The following is a 17,330-nucleotide window of genomic DNA, read 5'->3' as shown; positions in this document are numbered from 1 at the left end:
TCTTCACTCCTCTCAGAGACATGACCATGCCCTACTTTGCAACCCGCCGCATCAAGGTCGGCAATCGGCTCTTTCAGGCCGGCGATCTGCTGGATGAGTCAATCCGTCCCGGTCAACTCTCCTCCATGCTCCGCCTCGGTCAGGCCGTCGCAGGCTCCATGGAGCCGACGGCGCCGTCTGGATCCGCACCACCGCAGGTCGGCCCGTCTGGTGATCAGACACCGTCCATCGAGGTCCTGGGGCTGCGAAAGCAGGTCACCAAGGCCTTGCTCGATGCCAGCATCCGGACGCTCGAGGATCTCGAAAAGATCCCTGTTCCCGATCTGGTGAAGATCAAGGGAATCGGCGACGCCGCCGCGAAAGAGATCGAAACAGCGTTCAACGATTTTCTCGACGCCTCTGAGTCTTCTGGGACGTCGAACAAAGCTCCCACAAGCGAGGCAGACGGGACGTAAGCCCGCAACCTCCGGATCAACAGGACGGCCCGGGAAGGCTTCCTTTGTTTCCGAACTCACGAGGTAACCAGTCATGACAACCTATTTCAAAGATGTCCGCCATGAGCGGGTTCTTACGCTCGAAGTCGCTGGCCACGCCGGCCAGGTGGCGCAGATGCCGGACGGCCGGGCCGGGGTAATCCAGGGCCTCAATGCCGCAGCGCTTGCGGCCGGTGTGCCCGCGGCGTTCGTGACCACAGGTGTCTTCCGTGTCGCGAAGACAACCGGAATTGCGATCCTCGACGGCGGCAAGGTCTGCTGGGACAACTCCGCGTCCAAGGCTCATTTCAAGACCGCCAACGATCGCGATTTCTTCCTCGGAACCGCTGTCGGCGATGCCGCTGAAGACGACACTACGATGCTGGTGAACATCAACGTGCAGCCAGTTTACACGATCGACGTGCTGCGCGATCCGTTCTACAACACCAATGTGGCCAACGGATCACTAGTCCGCCTGGGGGGCTGTCACGCTCTGAAGTTCACGACGGCTGCCGAAGCCCAGAAGGTCGACCTCCTCAGCAAAGCGGGGATCGACATCTCCTCGAATCCGATTGTCGAGTTTGGTGTCGAGGTCGTTACCAATGGCGACGATGCCGCGACGGACTTCAATGTCGGACTGGCGAGTGGAACGCATTCGACCGACGCGGACTCCATCGCCAAGTATCTGTTCCTGCATATGGACGGCGCCAGCCTGAACCTGAATGTGCAGAGCAAGGACGGCACGACCACGGTCGCCTCGACCGACACCACGGTTGATGCCGTCCTCGCCACGCGATTCGAGGTCTGGCTGGATTGCCGGAACCCCGCTGACGTCGCGGTCTACATCGACGGCGTGCGGGTCCTCGAGGAGAGCACGTTCCGGGTGGATGCAGCCACGCTGCTCTACCTGCTCGCGCATTCCGAGAAGACCTCCAATGACAGCCCTGGAGAGTTCCACGTCGACGGACCGCGCGTCCGCACGATGCTCCAGTAATCGCCCGTGCTTTCAGAGGTCAGGGGCGATCCGTTCCCTGACCTCTTTGTCCATTCTGACGTCGGCCCGCCATGTCCTTTGATGATGAGATCTCCGAAGCCATGACCGACATCACCGCTGAATGTGGACGCACAGTCCGCATTCAGCGGGATGCGATCACGCAGGAAATCACGGCGGTGCCGGCGGCCACGCGGGCACTGACGGCGATCTCGGAGTCGGCCCGGATTCTGGTGCGGGAGCGCGATTACATCATCGCCGCCGATCTGTATCGGTTTCCCGGCGATGAGTGTCGACTGCCGACCTGTGGCGATCTCATCATCGATCAGGGACAGCGGTACGAGGTGGTGCAGCTCGGCGATGCCGTCGACTGCTGGGAGTGGTCCGATCGCGGCGAAACCCACTACCGGATCCACACACGCCAAATCGGAAAGGCTCGCTGATGGCATGCGATCCCGATGGCGAAGTCCCGGACCTGATCTGCGAAGAGTGCGGGCTGCGATATGTCGTGATCTACAGCTACGACGCCGGCGGAGGAGCGGCTGACTTTTGTCCCCGCTGCGGAACTGAAATCGAACTCGAAACCCCTGACCCCTGACCTCTCACCCCTGCTCCCATGCCCGCTTCATCCGACATCCTGCTCTGCAATGACATTGTTCACGAGCTGAACACTCGTCAGTGGGCGTTGCCGTTCGTGGCGGAACGGACCTGGCTGCCGGAATGGACTCTCAAAGGAGGCGAGCTCGACACGCTGCAGGTCAGCGTCAACCCGTGGGTCGAACCCTCAGGTGAGTTCACCGAGCGGGGTGACGCTCCGAGCGATGACGACGAGTCGGAGGATGAACAGTCCGGAATGTGGAGCGTCTGGCCGATCGATCTGACGGTCTGTCAACGCCTCACGGACCAGTCACTTGAACAGTTCGATGCACTGGCGGACCTCGTCGAAGCGTTTCGGCGGTTTCTCTGCCCGCAGCGGTTTCAGGTGGGGAGCAGCATTTTCGCGTCAATGAAGTTCCAGTACCTGGCCCGCTTCGATCCGTCGCAGCTCAGTCGGGTTCGAGGCAAGACCGGCATCAAGTATTCAGGCGTGTTCATCTCCGCGTTCCGGGTCCAGTTTCGGGAGCTGCGTTGATGCCTGCCATCGGCTTTGATCGCACGATCCCACGAGGGGGAGTCAGTCGACCCGGATCAATCCGGAAGTCGCTGGGGAAGGACTTTTTCGACCGCGATGCCATCCTGACGATGATGGACAAAAAGACGGTCTCCGCCCTCAGCCGCTTCGGATATTTCACGATGCGCGATGCGCGGCAACGGCTGCGCAAACGCAAGTCCGCCAGCAAGCCAGGGCAGGGTCCCTCGATCTGGACCTCTCACGGAGCCGATGCCGGGGCCGGCTTCAATCTCCGGATGATCTTCTTCTACTTCGACCGCATGCGCCGGAGCGTGATCATCGGTCCCGTGAAACTCAATGGAGCGAGCAAGACCGGTAAGCCGGTCCCGCAGATCCTCGAAGAGGGGGGGATCGTCCATCCCAACGGAGGCCGCGGCGTGCGGATCATGCCGAGGCCGTACATGCAGCCGGCGTTTGATCGGCAGCTGCAGAGGCAGGCGGCGAAACTTTATCAGGCAGGGATCTTTATTCGAGGTCTCTGACCCCAACCACGAAAGGCATCGATCATGAGTCTCGCATTAGGAGCAGGCGCACCGCAGCTCGGGAAAAACTGCCGAGCGTATTACTCGCTCGCCCCTCTGGCAGCTCCCACCTGGGTTCACGGAGGGAAGATTCAGGGCCTGAGTAAAACGCAGGGCCGTGACGTCGCGGAAGTCAAGGAGCGGGATCTCAACGAGACCACGGTCCTTCGCGGTCACATGACGCGCGAGGTGTCGATGACCTTGACCCGTCGTCCCGGAGATACGTTCTACGATCTGATTCTCGCCGCGGCCGAGGCTGAAGACGGGTCTGGCGATGAAATCGTGGTCCTCGCCCTGATGAACGGTCCGATCACGACTGCAGGAGTCGACGGCTACATGGCAGAGTTTGTCGTGACCCAGCTGGATGACGACCAGGCACATGACTCGACGTCCTTGTCTGTGACCCTGCGGCCGAGCGCCAACTACACGACAGCTCCGATGGCGGTCGTGATCGAAGAAGGAGGCAGCTGATCGAGAGAGAGGTCAGCCGTCAGAGGTCAGCCGTCAGAGGTCAGTTCCCAGAGTCCCTTTTCCCTCAAACGAGGTGTCATCATGGCGAAAACCACCAAGCCGACCGACTCCGTTCCGGTCGACAATGTTCCGGAAAACACTCCGATCGTTCCCGCGAATCCCGCCGGCGTTCCGGCCGAGTTCGTTCCGGTCCAGCGGCCTGCGGAAACCGTCGCTCCCAAACAGGGCACGATCCTGCAGCACACGGTCCGGCTGAAGTCCGGCGTGGAAAAGAAGATCAACGTCCGCGCGACGATGGTCAAAAAATCAAAGTCGGGAATTGAGGAGTAAGCCGGCCCGATGCGATTCGTGACGACCCTGACTGCGGACTATGCACCAGCGCTCCACGCTCTGCTGGCCTCCCTCCGCGCAAACGCCGGCATTCCGATCGAGATGACAGTTGTCACTTACGATCGGATCCCGCCGGCCGACAGGGAGTTTGCGGACTCGCTCGGCATCCCGCTGGAGTGGATCCCGGTCGAGTCCCTCGGCCGGTTCCCCGAGCCCGCCACTCGCACAGCGCGGATGCGCTGGAACTTTCAGAAGCCCCTGATCTGGCGCCTCCCCTACCGCGAGCCGCTGCTCTATCTCGACACCGACATCCTGTGTCTGCTGCCCCTCACGGAGCTGCTCGAATGGGATGATCTGACCGTTGTGCAGAAGCAGAGCTCGCTGGGTCGGCCTGTCGACTCAGACCCCGACTACCTCCCGAGCGGTCGCCCCGTGTGGAACGCCGGCGTGTTCTGCTTTCGCCCTTGTGATCGGACCCTCGAGAACCTGATGACTCAGGCTCGCTCGTACAGCTCTCCGGTCCGGTACGGTGATCAGGTCATTCTCAATGATTACTTCAACCGTCACGAACCGGAGCGGGTGAAGTACGCAGGTCTGGGGTTCAATATGAGCACCTGGGCCGCCGTCCGGCAGCCGGAGCTGTTCCGGACGAATCCGGTCCGTTTGTTGCACTTCGCGCACGCAGCGAAGCCCTGGCTGCATCCGCCAGAGTTTGAATGGCAGCGCCCATTCTGGGATCTCTGGTGGGCGACCTACCAATCCATCATTCCAAGGAGGGACCATGTCGAAAACGACGTTCGTTGATTATGCCAACCGGAGCTGGAACCTCGCTCTCAACTTCGCACGCCTGCAGCTGCTGAAGACCGAGAAGGGTGTGGATCTGCTCAATCTCCACAAGACGCCTGAAGTTCTCGAGCAGCTCGAGCAGGATCCGTTCTTTCTGGTCGACGTGATTTCGATCCTCCTGACGGAGGACATTAAGACGGCCGGACTGACGGCCGAGACGTTCGCGGACGGTCTGGTCAAGGACGGTTGTTGTCAGCCGGTGCTGGATGCCGTGGCAGCGCTGATGGAGGCCATTCAGGCTTTTTCCCCGCCCGAGAAAGCTCGGGCTCTGAAGACGCTCTGGACGAAGACCCAGACTTTGACCCAGACGACCCTGCGACATATGTCCGATCGGGCGGAGGAGAGGTATCCGCAGATCGAGCAGGCGGCCCTCCGGAAGATGGATCAGGAGTTCGACACTCACCTGGCGGAGATCTTTGGGAGCTCGTTGACGAGTGGTGTGGTGTCCTCGGGATCCCCGACCCCGGACATTACACACTCCGACAGTTGAACCATCGTTACCGGGGCCGCCTGAAGCATGACTGGATGCTCACCAGTCATGTACTCGCGGCCATCTGCAACAGCCAGATGGGACGAACCAAGCCGGTCAAGCCACACGAACTCAACCCGATGTACGAGCCCCCGCCGGTCTCTCTGGCGGACCTGTTCGGACTGACGGACTGAACACTCAAGAAATCAGCAGGAGGCACACATGGCGAGCGGAGGAGCGATCCGGGCCGGTCGCGCGTTCGTCGAGCTCTTTGCCGACAGCACGCAGCTGAAGCGCGGCCTGGCGATCGTCCGGCAGCAGTTCGGCGCGTTCCGGGTGTTCACGCAGAAAATGAGTTTCGGGATCGCCGGCGAAGTCTCCGGGATGTTTGCAGCCCTGGCTCCGGCGGGGATCCTCGCCGGTCTGGGAGCGGCGGCCCGCAACTTTCAGCAGTTCGGGGACCAGATCGACAAGACGTCGAAGCGGACGGGCATGACCGCCGAGCAGCTGACCTCCCTGGGGTATGCCGCGACGCAGGCCGGGGCGAGCATGACCGACGTCACCAGCGCCACCGGAAACCTGCAGGATCAGCTCTTCTCCGCGATGCAGGGGAACGATGAGGCCCGGATCTCGTTTGCGCAGCTCGGAATCTCGATCGGAGCCCTCGCGCGCATGAACCCCGAACAGCAGTTCCTCTACGCCGCGCAGGCCCTCTCGAGCGTGCGGGCCGGCACACTTCGCGCAGCGGCCGCCAACAGGATCTTCGGCAGCTCCGGAGAGGCATTGCTCCCCATGATCGCCAATGGCGCCAAGGGGATCCGGGAGATGCAGAAGGAGGCCGAGACGCTCGGCCTCGTCATGAGCCAGGCGGACGCCTCGGCAGCGGCCGAGCAGCTCAGCGCGTGGACCCGCCTGTGGTCGACGATGGGGACCGTTGGAGCCAAGATCTCCGCAGCCCTGGCCCCCATGCTCACGAAGCTGTTCACCGTCGTGTCTTCAGGCATCGCGGTCGTGGTCAAATGGGTCGACAAAAATCGTGGTCTGGTCCAGATCATTGCCGGCGTCATTGCCGGAGTCGCTGCGGCCACCGCCGTCGTGTTCGCCCTGGGAGTCGCGTTCGCTGTCGCCGGCTCGATCATTGGCGCGATGATGGCCGCCGTGCAGGCGATCGGAGCTGCCTTGGGGATTGTCTCCGGTGTGATCATGGCGCTGGTGGGGAGTCCGTTCGGCCTGTTCCTGACGGCCGCCGCGATCGGCCTGTCGGTTCTGGCGGCCTGGGCCATTCGCAGTGGAGCGGCGATGGACTGGCTCCGCAGCGTGTTCGGCCCCCTCTATCAGGTCGCGGTCGCGACGTTCGATGCGATCAAGAGTGCTCTGACTGCCGGCGACTGGGGCAAGGCCGCCGACGTGCTGTGGTCGACTCTCAAACTCGCCTGGGTGGCGGGAACCGGGTACCTGCTCTCGTACTGGTACAAGTTTAAGAAGGGGGCCGTCGACATCATGATCGGCCTGTCCACGGCGCTTTCGACCGCATGGGTGGAGACGATCAGTTTTCTTTCAAATGCCTGGTCGAAGTTCATTGCGAGTTTCCGGAAGAGCTGGATTGATGCATCGACCTGGCTCGGCAATCTCCTGATCGACATGAACCCGTATATGACCGCTGAAGAGAAGGCGGTCGAGAAGCGGGACAACAACATGATTCAGGGGGAGAAAAAGCAGGCAATCGACCGTGAGCTCGAAGCGAACCTCGCAAACCGCGATGAAGCCCGACGCAAGAGGCTCGAGCAGATCCAATCCGATCAGGAGGGGATGCTCGAAGCCAATAACGAGCAGTATCAAAGTCAGGTCGCGGCCTCCAAGCACGCGATGGACGAAGCCCGCACCGCCTGGGAAAAAGCTGTCGGTGAAGCCAAGGCGCTGGGCCCCCAGCCCGGGACTCCCCAGCTCCAGCTGCCTGGAATCGCTTCCGGAATGTTTCAGATGCAGGGGACGGACAAGTCGGGAACGTTTTCTCAGGCAGCCTCCCGCATGTATCCGGGAGTTCCCGGCGGCAATCCGATGCAGCGTCTCGGGGAGCGCATCCTCGGGGAAACCGAGAAGATCCGGAAGGGTGTTGAATCGGTCAATGAGGTCAAACTCTGATGGCAACATTTGAAAATATGGGCCGCGAGGCCACGCTCGTTCGCGACGGCACCAAGACTGCCACGCGGATCATCGTCGTCGGCAACTGCGCCACCGAGAGCGCTGCCTTGGATGCCGTCTACGCGAAGCTCTGCACCGACATCGGCGCGGATCCGCCGGACTATGATGACCTCTCCTGGTGGGACATCAGTGCCAAAGAGGAAGCCAAGAACGTCTGGCGGTGTGCCGCGAGCTGGAAGCGGTACTCCAGCCCCAGCGGCGAAACGCAGTTCAGCTTTGAAATCGCCGTGGAAAACACGCGGGTGCTGGTCCCGGCCGGCAACATCTCCGTGTACAAGCTCGGGAGCGCTCCCGCTCTCTCGCTCAGTCTGATCGGCGATCGCTGCGACGGTCGCGACGCCGAGGGCTGCGAGATCTCGATCCCAACCTATCGCGAAAGCGAAACCCACTGGCGCGGGGCCGGGGCCATTGATGCGATCAAGGCGGCTGCGAAAGCCCTGGTCGGTAAGACCAACAACGACACATGGAAGGGACACTCCGCCGGAGAAGCGTTACTGCTGGGCGTGAGTGGCAGCCGGAGTGGCCTGGGTGACTGGCAGCTCTCGTTCGAGTGGGCGGTCCGGCCGAACCAGACGGGTCTCACAGTCGGCGGCGTCACCGGGATCAACAAAAACGGCTGGGACTATCTGTGGCCGATCAGTGCCATTCAGGGGAGCGAGATCATGCGCCGGGTGGTCACTCACGTCGGGGTGGCTCCGGTCTATTTTCAGGGTGATTTTGACGCGCTGGGGATCGGCTGATGAAACACACACGCGGCGGTCGCTGGGTGCCAACAACGCGACAGCTCAACAGCTGGGACAGGGCGGCCGATGCAGCCTCCCGACTGAATGGCGGAGACGCTCCGCTCCCCGCGGCTCGCAATCCCGATCTGGCGATGATCCGGAACCAGACCGGCGATCCGCTCCCGCAGTACTCCGTGGTGCAGTGCACGTCTCCGGTGATCGATCCGGCGACCGATGAAGATCGCTACCGCTCCCTGATGGCGTTCAATGGCACCGCGATCGGGGCGGATGATGAACAGCGGATTGCAATCACGCAGCTCCGTCTTGCCGATGGGGACGTCGACCCCTTCGGAGTGGTCTCCGGCGTCACGTGGGCCCGGCTGACAGGGCCGGCGGACAAAACGTCTGCAACCACGAAAGAGGATCAATCCACGCTGGAAGCGTCCGACAGCGGCCCGTGCGTGATCCTGTACGACCCGGGTCCGGACGATGAAGAGCGGATTGCATTGGTCCGCATCGGCGGCGGCTCCTCCTCCGGCTCCTCGGGCGGCGGCGATTCCACCGGCGGCTGTGACTGCAGCATCAGCTCGGAAGTCGGTGCGATCGAGTTCGGGGACATCCTGCTTCCGGCGAACTGGAGTTTTGACGATCCGCTGGGGCTTGAGGCGTCGATCCTCATTTCCCACACCGGCACAGACGCGGAGTACGACTCTGACGGTTACACGCTCGACTGCCCTGAAGACGAACCGCCACCGGAGGAGTAATGGCAGGTCTCGCTTACAACCTGTACCCGCTTGACGACCCGCCGTCGATGGCTCCGGGCAGATGGAACCTGTCCGTTGTCAGCGACTGCTGCAATCTGCTGTACGAGAACGTGGAGTCGAAGAAGCCGCACACGAAGACGCGGTACCAGAGGGTTGTGCGATCGGAGGATGTGGTCCCGCCTGGGTTGGGGGCGGGGTATCCGCTGCGGTGCCTGTGTGTGGGTCCGCAGTTGTTTCCGGATCTGTGCTGCTTGGATAGAGATCTAACCGAGAATGCACCGCATCGGAAGTGGGGGTTTCTCTCGCAATTCTCCGGCGTTCGCTTTGGGGCGACCGACTCCACCTTGTCGCGTGCCATCGTCGAGACCAAGCTCGATTACATGCACGAACTTAGAAATGTGAGCATTTGGGGGGAAGACTACGGCGCTCCCAGCTTGCGAAGTGAATTCAGGACTCGCGGCACGAAGTTTTTTTATCCGGGATCGAATATCGAATACCTGACCAACGGCGAAGAAGCCGTCTTCGACGAGGGAGAGGAGAGCGAACGAACAATCAAACCTTACTTTCGAAGTGAGGTGATGATCTGTCAGCACGACGAATACGAGTCGTCGCCTGAACCGCCGGGTCCGGCAATGGTGTACTGCATTCTGTATTGGCGGCTGGTTGGGAGCGACGGAGAACTCGCAGACCCGTACAACAGGAGTGCGTATCTGGTGTACTCGGCATCCCACGAAAGCCTGGGGCTTGATGACTGCCGCTTCGACAAGCCACTGACATTGCCGTGGACCGGTCAGTCGTTGGGTTCGGCGCAAGAAGACGGGAACGACTTTTTTTTCACGGCATTCCCCGAAACAGTCACGATTCATCCGGTCGCATAAATGCCCCCCATCACCCACACGCTGACGCACTCCGGACTGGTTGGCACGCTCAACTTTTCCTGCGATCCGTGTTTGGATGTGGACTACATCTGCCACCACGTCTACCCGATGGGCTGCAACCGGTACTGGCGCGACACAACGTACACCAACACTACAGATATCTGCCTGCCACCGTATGTCGACCTTTGGCCGTCAGACGTTTATGAGGCGAGCAACGACGGGTTCGCGCTGGCTGAGGAGGAGTTCGACGACACGGAAGATTATTTGCAGTTCGACAACGACAACATGGAACGATGGTTCTGGTGCATGACCCTCGAACCGTCCGCGACTTCGACCGCTCTGGCTCACGGCACCACGTTCCGCAAGGCCACGTTGGAGTTCAGGGCCATCACAGCGGGCATGTCCGCGGAGATCTATGTCAGTGCAGTGGAAACGCTCCCGACAACCGCACCCGTCGCGAGCGAATCAAGTTTTACCGCAGTCAGCAATTCGGCGGGGTGGTGGCAAATTGATGTAACGAGTTTGATCCGCGCGGAATTACTTTCCGTTGCACCTGAATCGACGCTAAGCTCAGTGTCGCTGCTGGTGGAGATCAAGCCGACTGGCACCAGTGGTGATGCTTTGCAGGTCGCATCGTCGCGACATAGCACACTTCCGGGGCCTCGAATTGTGGTGAGACGATGATTGTTCGTACCGCGTTATTGCTGCTGGTTCTGTTCGTTTTGTTGTGGGTCTATACAACGTCGCCTGTCCCCGAACAGGTATCACGTCCCAACGTAGAGGCAGAGACACAGATGGCTGTTGAGCGAGAGTTTACGGCAGACTTGAGCAACCCCGACAGATGGCAATCGTGGTTGCGGATGCGGACCGTTGATATCGATCCGACCTATGTGACCTGCGATGTCTACACGATGCTGGACGACTCGTTCACGGTCCTTTTGACGAATGCTGGCCGCGATCTGTGGGAGGATCCGGACGACGTGCAGCAGGCAATTTCGGACGCGGTGGCACAGGCAATTGACAGCCTGATCAGCGGGCACTTTTCCGGCGAAGGCTCGACAGCAATCATCTGCCCGGACAGTTTGTGGCCGTGCGCAATCACAGATGGCACTGGGTCGGCGACGGAAAACGATGCGTCGGTCAGTGCGGAACTGGTGTTCGACATCGGCGAATCACCGTATGAATCGCCTTACTCGGACATGTGCGGCGACCCATCGGCGGACCCGAGCACGCTGCCTCCGGAAAACAGGATGCGGAAGGAGCTGAAGCTGTCCATCACGGCACCGAGGAAGCCGGGGGTGAACCTGAGGGAATTTGTTGAATCTATCAATCTCGACAATATTCCGTCTGGCGTCTCGTCGACCGATAGAGACGCAATGATTTACGCAGTCAACTATCTGAAGACACAGAATCTTGTGTTGCCGCTTCAATCCTCTGGCGGTTCGTACTTTGTCTCCGCAATCTTCGATGGTGTGATCATCGAAGTCGCGGAGAGTGGAGGCAGTGGTGGTGCCAGAATCGCCTATGAGGGGCGGCAGATTGACTGCAGCTATGCCAGCGTTTCCGGAACTGGAACATGGTCTCCATTGATGATGTCAAGCAAGACTGCCGATGAGTTTGTCGTTGGTGGATTCGACTTCTTCGACGCATCTCCCGGAATGTTTCCAGACATCCTTGCATTGGAGTTGATTCCAGACAACTCCGACCTCACCATCACCCCCACAATCCCCCTCACCAACAACGGCACTCCCTCCACGGAGCACTGGCAGCTTTACTCGACCTATGCGCCGAGTTCCGACAGCCGGTTCACCTCGACTGGATACCTGCACTGCGCGTACGACACAGTCACCACGATGACAGACCCCGGCTTTCGAACCGCCTGCCGCTGGGACGTCCTGTATCGCAACATCGAAAAGATCCGGTATGACTGCTGGAACCTGTTCGAACTTGACGTCCTTGGAATCGACGGCTCCGGATTCGTGCATCCGCCCGGGAAGTTTCCGAAGTGTCGCATCCCGCTGTACATCCCCTCTCCACCGCCGGGATTGACATTGTAATGTCCGACGAACACCCCCCCAGCTGCGAACATCGAGGACGCACTGACAGCACGCACTGCTGGTGTCGGCATCCAAAAGTCGTCGCGCCTCACGACCGCTGGAAAGTCCCGCTGACAAAATGCGACGGCTGCCCGTTCCGGCTCGACCCGGCACCCAAACGCACAGCATCGCAGGTAAAGCGGCCGGCAGCGAAAACGGCCCAGAAGCCGCCAGAAGCAGAGCCGTGCATCCACCGTGGCGAGCTGAAGCATCACGAGCCGTGCGGCTGTGGCAACAAGTCTACACTCCCCATCTACGAATGCGCCCTGCACAAACGCTGCACCACAAGCGGCAGGAAGTTTAGCGATCCGGATCTGGAGACGCAGGTCGTGAGGTGTGGAACGTGTGGTGATGCGACAAATCCAAAATCCTGCTGATCACTGCACGTCGCCGATCACCCGGAGGAACACATTCGGACCCACGAACGTCCGGGTTTTTCCGTCCGGCCAGATGACGTCGACGTTGAACTCGTACTTCCCCGGTTCCCACTCGCGGGTCTGCTCGGCAGTCGGTTCGAACCGGCAGACTTTCGCTCCTGTGCGAACCGGGATGGACGCCTGCTCGCCGCTGATCGTGAATGTCACCACGTCGCTGCAGTCCTGCTTCCGGGCGATCAGCCGACAGGTGGACTCTTCAGCGATGTCGGGGAAGTCACTGCGGCTGAACTCGATCGCGGAATCCAGTTCCGCCGAGTACGTGTCCCCCTGAATCAGCGGGTCCGTCAACGTTCGCCCCAGCAGGGCAGGGACCGCAATGTGAATCGCCCTGGTCCCCGCCAGCTGCTGCAGAGCGGTTGTAGAAAGGGATCCCACAGCGAGCTCGCTCTGGCTGGCGTCGCTTCGCGAGGGATCATCGATGAGGTAACTCCCCTCATCGTCCGCCACCTTCACCCGGCCGGTGTAGAGCAGATCCTCATCCTCATCAAAAATCTGGGCGGTGAACCAGCCGGAAAGGTCCTCAGCAACGCTCGCCTCGTATCGGAACGGCTTCGCATCGGAGTCCGGCTCGGTCAGCGAGTCCGGGGCCTCTCCATTGACCATCTCTCCGGCCGCATCGAGCAGCCGCAGAGAGAGCGTTTCGCCAGAGACATCATGGTAGAACACGACCGTGCAGCTCATGTTGATTTCCTGAAAAGACGTGACCAGAGACTCCGCTTGCGATCCAGATCCGCCTGCAGCTGAGCCTGAACCTGCGTGACGGTCTGCGTCAGCTGCGGCCCGAGAACCTGCTCCCAGTTGGGAGGCAGCTCCAGCGTCAGCGGGGGGAGATCAGTCGCCTTGCCGTCTTGGTCGACCTGCTGAAACTGGATCGCGATGAATGGTTTGAACTGGATTTTCATGGGATGATCACCATGTGCTGTGTGCGATTCGCCGCCACGTGTTTGTGGCTGTGCAGATGTACAAGTATGAGGAGTCCCAGCAGATCTCCCCCGCATTTCCAGTCGCTGATGCACTTTCAGGAGTCTTGGCAGTACGAAGGCGGATCGTGTCACCATTGATGTCGAGAGGGGCCGTTGCTGAGGACGACTTGATTGCAACGTTGCCAGTGGCCGCGTCGATCATTAACGCTGGTGTCCCAGACCACGACACGAAGAATTTGATTGGAGCCCCCGTTGCCGACGAGGCATTGAACCAGAATTCATTCGGGTTCGTTCCATTCGCTGAAGCCCTGTACCCTAGAGAGACTTTAGCCGTGCTGCTTTCCGCAAACACGATTTCCGCCCGGCCCGTAGTCGTTATGCAGTTTACGATAGCTTGATATTCTGTTCGCCCCGCCCAAAGTTGGGCTGCCGTAAGTGTGTTCGTGAATGTGTTCGCTGCGTTTTTCAGCGGGACGTTGCTCGACAGCCACCCGTCCGCAATCTTTCCAGAGCCGTCACCTTTCGGTACAGCCCCGTTTGTCGGGGTGACGGTGATCGTCTCCAGATCGGTGATCCCCGACTTCGTGTGCGTGTGTCCCGTGTCGCTTTTGCCAGCCAGGGCAGATGCCAGGCCGGTGACATCACTTTGCTCGTGAGAATGGCTGGCCGCTGCCGCGCCGACGTCCGCAAAGCCAAGAACGACAATGCCGGTTTGACTGTTGACGCTCTGGACGCTCACAGTCGGGATGGCGACCTGCAGCCAGTTCTCTGGCTCACTGGGATCGTCAGCCGTGAGCCAGAACGCTGCTTCGATGTCGGTCCGGTAACAGTAATCCCCTCGCTCTCCTTCGAGCCCCAGCATCTCCTCTTCGTCAGCCGCCGGTCCGAGAAACTCACTTATTGCCACGGCCGGGATTTGCGACGTCGCCAGGACACCATCGACCAAATCCGCCTTGCCGGCCAAAGCCGTCGCCAGACCGGTCACATCGCTTTGTGCGTGAGAGTGTGTCGAGCTCGCCTTGGCATCAAGCTGCCCCTGAATGGCTCCCGTCAGGCCGGCCAGATAGCCCAGCAGCGTCGTGGTGATCGAGCTGGCGGAGATCCTGCCTTCCGCGTCAGACACCATGACCCGCGAGTCATCCCAGCCAGCGAGAGGAGCCCGTGACTCCAGGGCTTCCGTCAGCCCGGAGATTCCGTCGATCTCGACCTCTGAGTACTCGTGCTCTTCAGTCGCTGCATTCCATCGCAGAAACCGACCGTCCCCGAGGGTGGCGATCTCGACCTTCGACCGCTGAAACCACGTGCGAGCGTAACCGTCCATCCTCACTCCTTTGACTGACAGGGAGGGGGATTATAACCCGCCCCCCGCCGGCTCACAGACTGATTTCTCAAGTGTTCAAGCGACCGGTAATTCCCGGTTCTCGCGCTCACTCGGTCGGATCGGCGATTTCCGACAGCCAGTCAAGCTGCTCTCCATCGTTATTGATCACTTCGAAATCTTCGCAATTGATTCCGAACTTTGTCTCTTCCTGCATTTCAGCCGCCGTGGCGTCTGACCACAGCGTCTGGCCAGAAGCGGATCCGTCCATCAGTCAAAATCCGGATCGTTTTCCGGAGTCCAGTCTTTGCCCCAGTCCTCCGTGTCCAGCTCGCCGAGCTGCGGATCGAAGACCTTACGGGTCGTGCTGCCGTCCGCCTCACGTTTCAGCGTGGTGATCCGATAACCGCCCAGCCGGCCCGATTCGAGATCTTCCGTCAGCTGGCGGAGTCGTTCGAGCGATTCGACATGCGCGGCCGATTCGATGCGACGATCGACAAATCCGCGAATGACCCAACCGGCCAGAAACACCCACAAGAACACGCTGAATGTCATGATGCCCTCATCCTAAAAGTCACTGTTATCGCGCTCAGTCTTCGACTGATACCGATTCTGGAATTCCGGGTGCGACGTGCTTGGAATAGTTGTCGATCAGGTAGAACGTCGGCTCTAATTTGTGACGAGCCATCCAGTCATCGAACGTCTTTTGGATCGCGTCCGTCAGCTCTGCAGCAACTTCTTTCGAGCAGGAGAACGCCCCTTCTGCGCAGTCGAGACTGAAATCATCCTGACAGGTGATGTGTTCCAGGATGTCATCAGCGTCAGGCACACTGATTGTCGGAGCTCTTGTTTGCCCCACATAGTAGGTGTCGCCCGGACTGAGTTCGAGACTTTCCGGGCCGCCAGCGATCGCGTCCGCTTCTGAGTCCCACTCCCCTTCGCCATCCCAGTTCTCTTCGTCAGTTGAAGCAGTCCATTTTCCGTGTGTCATCACAAAATCCTCTCGATAAATCAGGGTTCTCGGTCAAAAAAACGTGAGCGGGAGGGTTCGAACCTCCTTGCCATTCCGAGTACGTCGGTCCGACATTTTCCGCCGTTGCAGTATCGCGTCCGACTTGCAGCGATCCCCCAGCTCCAACGCTGGCACCCACCTGTGCGAAAATCAGGGTTTCTCGGTTCAGAAATCTTCACAGGCGAAAATGAAGGGGACTTCCAGTTCCTCAATCATCAACAGGTCCCACATCTGGTTCTCGAAAGAGTGCGTAGTTCCGTCGTCCTTGAAATAGGTGAAATCTTTCCACTTCTCGAAAGGGACCTCTTCCGGTTCGGCGATCATTTCCTCCGCAATCGCCTCCTCGCGGGAGTATCCAATACGCCCCAGATAGCACAGGATTGCTTGCTCCAGGGAGTTTGCCGCAACCCAAACTGCCGACTCTGAATTAAGATTGAAAACCCTCGGAAACATCACAGCGTTCGTGTTCAAAATCATCTCCTCAGCGCGAGAATCTTTGGTTATCGGTTCAGTCGATCTGATCAATAAATTCTGAGACATTGGTCGCCCCGGGAACCAGCTCCAAGCTGCCCCCTTCGATGACGTCGACCCACGATAGATTCACGCGGGGAGCGAAAGTCCTGACGAAAAGAAAACCGTCCTTCTCCATTGCCCAGACTGGAATATTCAAACGGTTCCAGTCGGGCCGTTTCCCGCTTAACCAAAGTCGAACATCGATTGTGTTACGAGCTCGCGCTGGTGTCACAGAGAAGTCTGCACCCGGTTTGCAGAAGCCTCTCGGAAGCCCTAGGGCAATCGTATTGCCGAGACCGACCATAGTTCCCAGCACATGCCCCGTGCATCGCTGTTCCTCTTCCGAATAATTGAATCGCCCACAGTTACGATCGATTCCGCAGACGCAGCCAGGGCATTGAAACCGCTCTACCATCTCTGTTGTGTTCACTGAATTCTCCCTGGCTCGATAAGTTTGGTATTAACGGTTCGAAAAGTACCTGCTCGCATCCCAGAGGCCCTGGGCTCCGGAGCAGGGGATCGGAGTTTCCAGCTTCTGCACGTCTCGCAAGATCCAGCAAAACGGCCCCTCGGTGTGTTCGTGTTCTGCAATCTTGGCCATCGTGGCCGGGGTGATCCGCCTGGTTCCCTCTCCCTTCTCATACAACTTCCGGATCTGGTCGACGTGCAAGCAGTCCCACAGCGTGCAGACTGCGAGAATGCAGCTGTGGGGATGCTCCTGAAGCTCCTTCGCAGTGAGGTACTGCGTGCCTTTGCCTGCATGGATGGCCAGCTTACCGCGATACAGGCACTCCCACTTCCGGTTCTCGACGAACTTGGTCCCGTCCGCGATCAGGGAAGCGAATGGCTGGGAAATCGTGAGGGCTTTCATTGCGGATAATCCCTGCAGTCCATTTCGGCCGGTCGAATCCGGTCATCCTCAATCGAATAAGCACCGGAGACACCTTCGAACCAAGCAACTGCTGAGTGTCCGCTCATCACCTCAGCAGGGTCTCGTACCGTTGTTTCGATCCAGCCGGTGTCCTTTCGCAGCTGGAGTTTCGTACCGACCGGATAGTCGCGATTGAAACGGTCGACGATTTGCTGCAGCTGTGCTTCCGACTTCAAGCCACGATTTTTTCGGCTGAATCCGCTGCGAGTTTTCCATCCATCTTTAGATCGCATCTGAAAAATTCTCCTGGTGCTATAACTTT

General features: G+C 59.7%; 26 protein-coding genes. 17 read left to right on the top strand and 9 right to left on the bottom strand.

The features are described 5' to 3' along the window. Positions 1–26 precede the first annotated feature (26 nt). The 17 genes from SH661x_RS09770 (at position 27) to SH661x_RS09690 (ending at position 11,895) form a co-directional block, all read left to right on the top strand. The gene (locus SH661x_RS09770; protein ID WP_437230410.1) at positions 27–455 is read left to right on the top strand and encodes a helix-hairpin-helix domain-containing protein; all 429 of its coding nucleotides are present in this window, start codon (positions 27–29) and stop codon (positions 453–455) included. A 73-nt stretch (positions 456–528) separates the two neighbouring features. Then, positions 529–1,467: a capsid cement protein gene (locus SH661x_RS09765; protein ID WP_437230409.1), complete on the top strand. Its 939-nt coding sequence runs from the start codon at positions 529–531 to the stop codon at positions 1,465–1,467. A 71-nt stretch (positions 1,468–1,538) separates the two neighbouring features. Continuing rightward, complete coding sequence (locus SH661x_RS09760; protein WP_437230408.1) at positions 1,539–1,907, top strand: hypothetical protein; 369 nt, start codon at positions 1,539–1,541, stop codon at positions 1,905–1,907. Continuing rightward, positions 1,907–2,062, top strand: coding sequence for a hypothetical protein (locus SH661x_RS09755; RefSeq protein ID WP_437230407.1), 156 nt, complete (start codon positions 1,907–1,909; stop codon positions 2,060–2,062). The genes SH661x_RS09760 and SH661x_RS09755 overlap by 1 nt, the downstream gene beginning before the upstream one ends. Positions 2,063–2,080: 18 nt before the next feature. Beyond that, positions 2,081–2,596, top strand: a complete 516-nt coding sequence (locus tag SH661x_RS09750; RefSeq protein WP_437230405.1) for a hypothetical protein — start codon at positions 2,081–2,083, stop codon at positions 2,594–2,596. Further along, positions 2,596–3,117: a hypothetical protein gene (locus tag SH661x_RS09745; protein WP_437230403.1), complete on the top strand. Its 522-nt coding sequence runs from the start codon at positions 2,596–2,598 to the stop codon at positions 3,115–3,117. Before SH661x_RS09750 ends, SH661x_RS09745 begins: the two co-directional genes overlap by 1 nt. A gap of 24 nt (positions 3,118–3,141) precedes the next feature. After that, on the top strand, positions 3,142–3,627 hold the full coding sequence (locus tag SH661x_RS09740; RefSeq protein WP_437230401.1) for a hypothetical protein: 486 nt from the start codon (positions 3,142–3,144) through the stop codon (positions 3,625–3,627). Positions 3,628–3,708: 81 nt separating this feature from the next. Beyond that, positions 3,709–3,957 carry a hypothetical protein gene (locus SH661x_RS09735; RefSeq protein WP_437230399.1) on the top strand — a complete coding sequence of 83 codons (249 nt, stop codon included), beginning with the start codon at positions 3,709–3,711 and terminating at the stop codon, positions 3,955–3,957. A 9-nt stretch (positions 3,958–3,966) separates the two neighbouring features. Next, the gene (locus SH661x_RS09730; RefSeq protein ID WP_437230397.1) at positions 3,967–4,761 is read left to right on the top strand and encodes a glycosyltransferase; all 795 of its coding nucleotides are present in this window, start codon (positions 3,967–3,969) and stop codon (positions 4,759–4,761) included. Further along, on the top strand, positions 4,739–5,293 hold the full coding sequence (locus SH661x_RS09725; RefSeq protein WP_437230395.1) for a hypothetical protein: 555 nt from the start codon (positions 4,739–4,741) through the stop codon (positions 5,291–5,293). The genes SH661x_RS09730 and SH661x_RS09725 overlap by 23 nt, the downstream gene beginning before the upstream one ends. 35 nt (positions 5,294–5,328) lie before the next feature. After that, a complete protein-coding gene (locus tag SH661x_RS09720) occupies positions 5,329–5,466 on the top strand; it encodes a hypothetical protein (RefSeq protein WP_437230393.1) in 138 nt (45 codons plus the stop codon). Between the two features lie 28 nt (positions 5,467–5,494). After that, positions 5,495–7,414: a hypothetical protein gene (locus SH661x_RS09715; RefSeq protein WP_437230391.1), complete on the top strand. Its 1,920-nt coding sequence runs from the start codon at positions 5,495–5,497 to the stop codon at positions 7,412–7,414. Beyond that, positions 7,414–8,214, top strand: a complete 801-nt coding sequence (locus tag SH661x_RS09710; protein ID WP_437230389.1) for a hypothetical protein — start codon at positions 7,414–7,416, stop codon at positions 8,212–8,214. Before SH661x_RS09715 ends, SH661x_RS09710 begins: the two co-directional genes overlap by 1 nt. Next, positions 8,214–8,960 (top strand): hypothetical protein, encoded by a 747-nt coding sequence (locus SH661x_RS09705; RefSeq protein WP_437230387.1) that lies wholly within the window; start codon positions 8,214–8,216, stop codon positions 8,958–8,960. Before SH661x_RS09710 ends, SH661x_RS09705 begins: the two co-directional genes overlap by 1 nt. After that, positions 8,960–9,838 carry a hypothetical protein gene (locus SH661x_RS09700; protein WP_437230385.1) on the top strand — a complete coding sequence of 293 codons (879 nt, stop codon included), beginning with the start codon at positions 8,960–8,962 and terminating at the stop codon, positions 9,836–9,838. The genes SH661x_RS09705 and SH661x_RS09700 overlap by 1 nt, the downstream gene beginning before the upstream one ends. Continuing rightward, the gene (locus tag SH661x_RS09695) at positions 9,839–10,522 is read left to right on the top strand and encodes a hypothetical protein (protein ID WP_437230383.1); all 684 of its coding nucleotides are present in this window, start codon (positions 9,839–9,841) and stop codon (positions 10,520–10,522) included. Further along, complete coding sequence (locus tag SH661x_RS09690; protein WP_437230381.1) at positions 10,519–11,895, top strand: hypothetical protein; 1,377 nt, start codon at positions 10,519–10,521, stop codon at positions 11,893–11,895. The genes SH661x_RS09695 and SH661x_RS09690 overlap by 4 nt, the downstream gene beginning before the upstream one ends. A 416-nt stretch (positions 11,896–12,311) precedes the next feature. On the opposite strand, the gene SH661x_RS09685 is transcribed toward SH661x_RS09690, so the two are convergent. The 9 genes from SH661x_RS09685 to SH661x_RS09645 all read right to left on the bottom strand — a co-directional run bounded on the left by SH661x_RS09685 (position 12,312) and on the right by SH661x_RS09645 (position 17,301). Further along, positions 12,312–13,052, bottom strand: coding sequence for a hypothetical protein (locus SH661x_RS09685; protein WP_437230379.1), 741 nt, complete (start codon positions 13,050–13,052; stop codon positions 12,312–12,314). Then, positions 13,049–13,273, bottom strand: coding sequence for a hypothetical protein (locus tag SH661x_RS09680; protein ID WP_437230377.1), 225 nt, complete (start codon positions 13,271–13,273; stop codon positions 13,049–13,051). The genes SH661x_RS09685 and SH661x_RS09680 overlap by 4 nt, the downstream gene beginning before the upstream one ends. Positions 13,274–13,280: 7 nt before the next feature. Then, positions 13,281–14,615: a hypothetical protein gene (locus SH661x_RS09675; RefSeq protein ID WP_437230375.1), complete on the bottom strand. Its 1,335-nt coding sequence runs from the start codon at positions 14,613–14,615 to the stop codon at positions 13,281–13,283. Positions 14,616–14,721: 106 nt separating this feature from the next. Then, a complete protein-coding gene (locus SH661x_RS09670; protein ID WP_437224967.1) occupies positions 14,722–14,883 on the bottom strand; it encodes a hypothetical protein in 162 nt (53 codons plus the stop codon). Then, positions 14,883–15,167: a hypothetical protein gene (locus SH661x_RS09665; RefSeq protein WP_437224965.1), complete on the bottom strand. Its 285-nt coding sequence runs from the start codon at positions 15,165–15,167 to the stop codon at positions 14,883–14,885. Before SH661x_RS09665 ends, SH661x_RS09670 begins: the two co-directional genes overlap by 1 nt. Positions 15,168–15,201: 34 nt before the next feature. Continuing rightward, positions 15,202–15,603 (bottom strand): hypothetical protein, encoded by a 402-nt coding sequence (locus SH661x_RS09660; protein WP_437224962.1) that lies wholly within the window; start codon positions 15,601–15,603, stop codon positions 15,202–15,204. 186 nt (positions 15,604–15,789) lie between these two features. Then, complete coding sequence (locus tag SH661x_RS09655; RefSeq protein ID WP_437230373.1) at positions 15,790–15,948, bottom strand: hypothetical protein; 159 nt, start codon at positions 15,946–15,948, stop codon at positions 15,790–15,792. A gap of 649 nt (positions 15,949–16,597) precedes the next feature. After that, positions 16,598–17,008 (bottom strand): ASCH domain-containing protein, encoded by a 411-nt coding sequence (locus tag SH661x_RS09650; protein WP_437224958.1) that lies wholly within the window; start codon positions 17,006–17,008, stop codon positions 16,598–16,600. Further along, entirely contained in the window at positions 17,005–17,301 is a 297-nt protein-coding gene (locus tag SH661x_RS09645; protein ID WP_437224955.1) for a hypothetical protein, read from the bottom strand. Before SH661x_RS09645 ends, SH661x_RS09650 begins: the two co-directional genes overlap by 4 nt. Between the last annotated feature and the right edge of the window lie 29 nt (positions 17,302–17,330).

Origin of the sequence: Planctomicrobium stercoris (assembly GCF_051465655.1) — a bacterium.
Taxonomy (GTDB): domain Bacteria; phylum Planctomycetota; class Planctomycetia; order Planctomycetales; family Planctomycetaceae; genus Planctomicrobium.
The sequence above is the reverse complement of the archived record's forward strand: the minus strand, read 5'-3'. Positions and strand labels throughout refer to the sequence as shown.

Bases quoted from the DNA above. Each gene is read 5' to 3' on its own strand.
- SH661x_RS09770 (WP_437230410.1), top strand. From the start codon at position 27: ATGCCCTACTTTGCAACCCGCCGCATCAAGGTCGGCAATCGGCTCTTT.
- SH661x_RS09765 (WP_437230409.1), top strand. From the start codon at position 529: ATGACAACCTATTTCAAAGATGTCCGCCATGAGCGGGTTCTTACGCTC.
- SH661x_RS09760 (WP_437230408.1), top strand. From the start codon at position 1,539: ATGTCCTTTGATGATGAGATCTCCGAAGCCATGACCGACATCACCGCT.
- SH661x_RS09755 (WP_437230407.1), top strand. From the start codon at position 1,907: ATGGCATGCGATCCCGATGGCGAAGTCCCGGACCTGATCTGCGAAGAG.
- SH661x_RS09750 (WP_437230405.1), top strand. From the start codon at position 2,081: ATGCCCGCTTCATCCGACATCCTGCTCTGCAATGACATTGTTCACGAG.
- SH661x_RS09745 (WP_437230403.1), top strand. From the start codon at position 2,596: ATGCCTGCCATCGGCTTTGATCGCACGATCCCACGAGGGGGAGTCAGT.
- SH661x_RS09740 (WP_437230401.1), top strand. From the start codon at position 3,142: ATGAGTCTCGCATTAGGAGCAGGCGCACCGCAGCTCGGGAAAAACTGC.
- SH661x_RS09735 (WP_437230399.1), top strand. From the start codon at position 3,709: ATGGCGAAAACCACCAAGCCGACCGACTCCGTTCCGGTCGACAATGTT.
- SH661x_RS09730 (WP_437230397.1), top strand. From the start codon at position 3,967: ATGCGATTCGTGACGACCCTGACTGCGGACTATGCACCAGCGCTCCAC.
- SH661x_RS09725 (WP_437230395.1), top strand. From the start codon at position 4,739: ATGTCGAAAACGACGTTCGTTGATTATGCCAACCGGAGCTGGAACCTC.
- SH661x_RS09720 (WP_437230393.1), top strand. From the start codon at position 5,329: ATGCTCACCAGTCATGTACTCGCGGCCATCTGCAACAGCCAGATGGGA.
- SH661x_RS09715 (WP_437230391.1), top strand. From the start codon at position 5,495: ATGGCGAGCGGAGGAGCGATCCGGGCCGGTCGCGCGTTCGTCGAGCTC.
- SH661x_RS09710 (WP_437230389.1), top strand. From the start codon at position 7,414: ATGGCAACATTTGAAAATATGGGCCGCGAGGCCACGCTCGTTCGCGAC.
- SH661x_RS09705 (WP_437230387.1), top strand. From the start codon at position 8,214: ATGAAACACACACGCGGCGGTCGCTGGGTGCCAACAACGCGACAGCTC.
- SH661x_RS09700 (WP_437230385.1), top strand. From the start codon at position 8,960: ATGGCAGGTCTCGCTTACAACCTGTACCCGCTTGACGACCCGCCGTCG.
- SH661x_RS09695 (WP_437230383.1), top strand. From the start codon at position 9,839: ATGCCCCCCATCACCCACACGCTGACGCACTCCGGACTGGTTGGCACG.
- SH661x_RS09690 (WP_437230381.1), top strand. From the start codon at position 10,519: ATGATTGTTCGTACCGCGTTATTGCTGCTGGTTCTGTTCGTTTTGTTG.
- SH661x_RS09685 (WP_437230379.1), bottom strand. From the start codon at position 13,052: ATGAGCTGCACGGTCGTGTTCTACCATGATGTCTCTGGCGAAACGCTC.
- SH661x_RS09680 (WP_437230377.1), bottom strand. From the start codon at position 13,273: ATGAAAATCCAGTTCAAACCATTCATCGCGATCCAGTTTCAGCAGGTC.
- SH661x_RS09675 (WP_437230375.1), bottom strand. From the start codon at position 14,615: ATGGACGGTTACGCTCGCACGTGGTTTCAGCGGTCGAAGGTCGAGATC.
- SH661x_RS09670 (WP_437224967.1), bottom strand. From the start codon at position 14,883: ATGGACGGATCCGCTTCTGGCCAGACGCTGTGGTCAGACGCCACGGCG.
- SH661x_RS09665 (WP_437224965.1), bottom strand. From the start codon at position 15,167: ATGACATTCAGCGTGTTCTTGTGGGTGTTTCTGGCCGGTTGGGTCATT.
- SH661x_RS09660 (WP_437224962.1), bottom strand. From the start codon at position 15,603: ATGACACACGGAAAATGGACTGCTTCAACTGACGAAGAGAACTGGGAT.
- SH661x_RS09655 (WP_437230373.1), bottom strand. From the start codon at position 15,948: ATGATCGCCGAACCGGAAGAGGTCCCTTTCGAGAAGTGGAAAGATTTC.
- SH661x_RS09650 (WP_437224958.1), bottom strand. From the start codon at position 17,008: ATGAAAGCCCTCACGATTTCCCAGCCATTCGCTTCCCTGATCGCGGAC.
- SH661x_RS09645 (WP_437224955.1), bottom strand. From the start codon at position 17,301: ATGCGATCTAAAGATGGATGGAAAACTCGCAGCGGATTCAGCCGAAAA.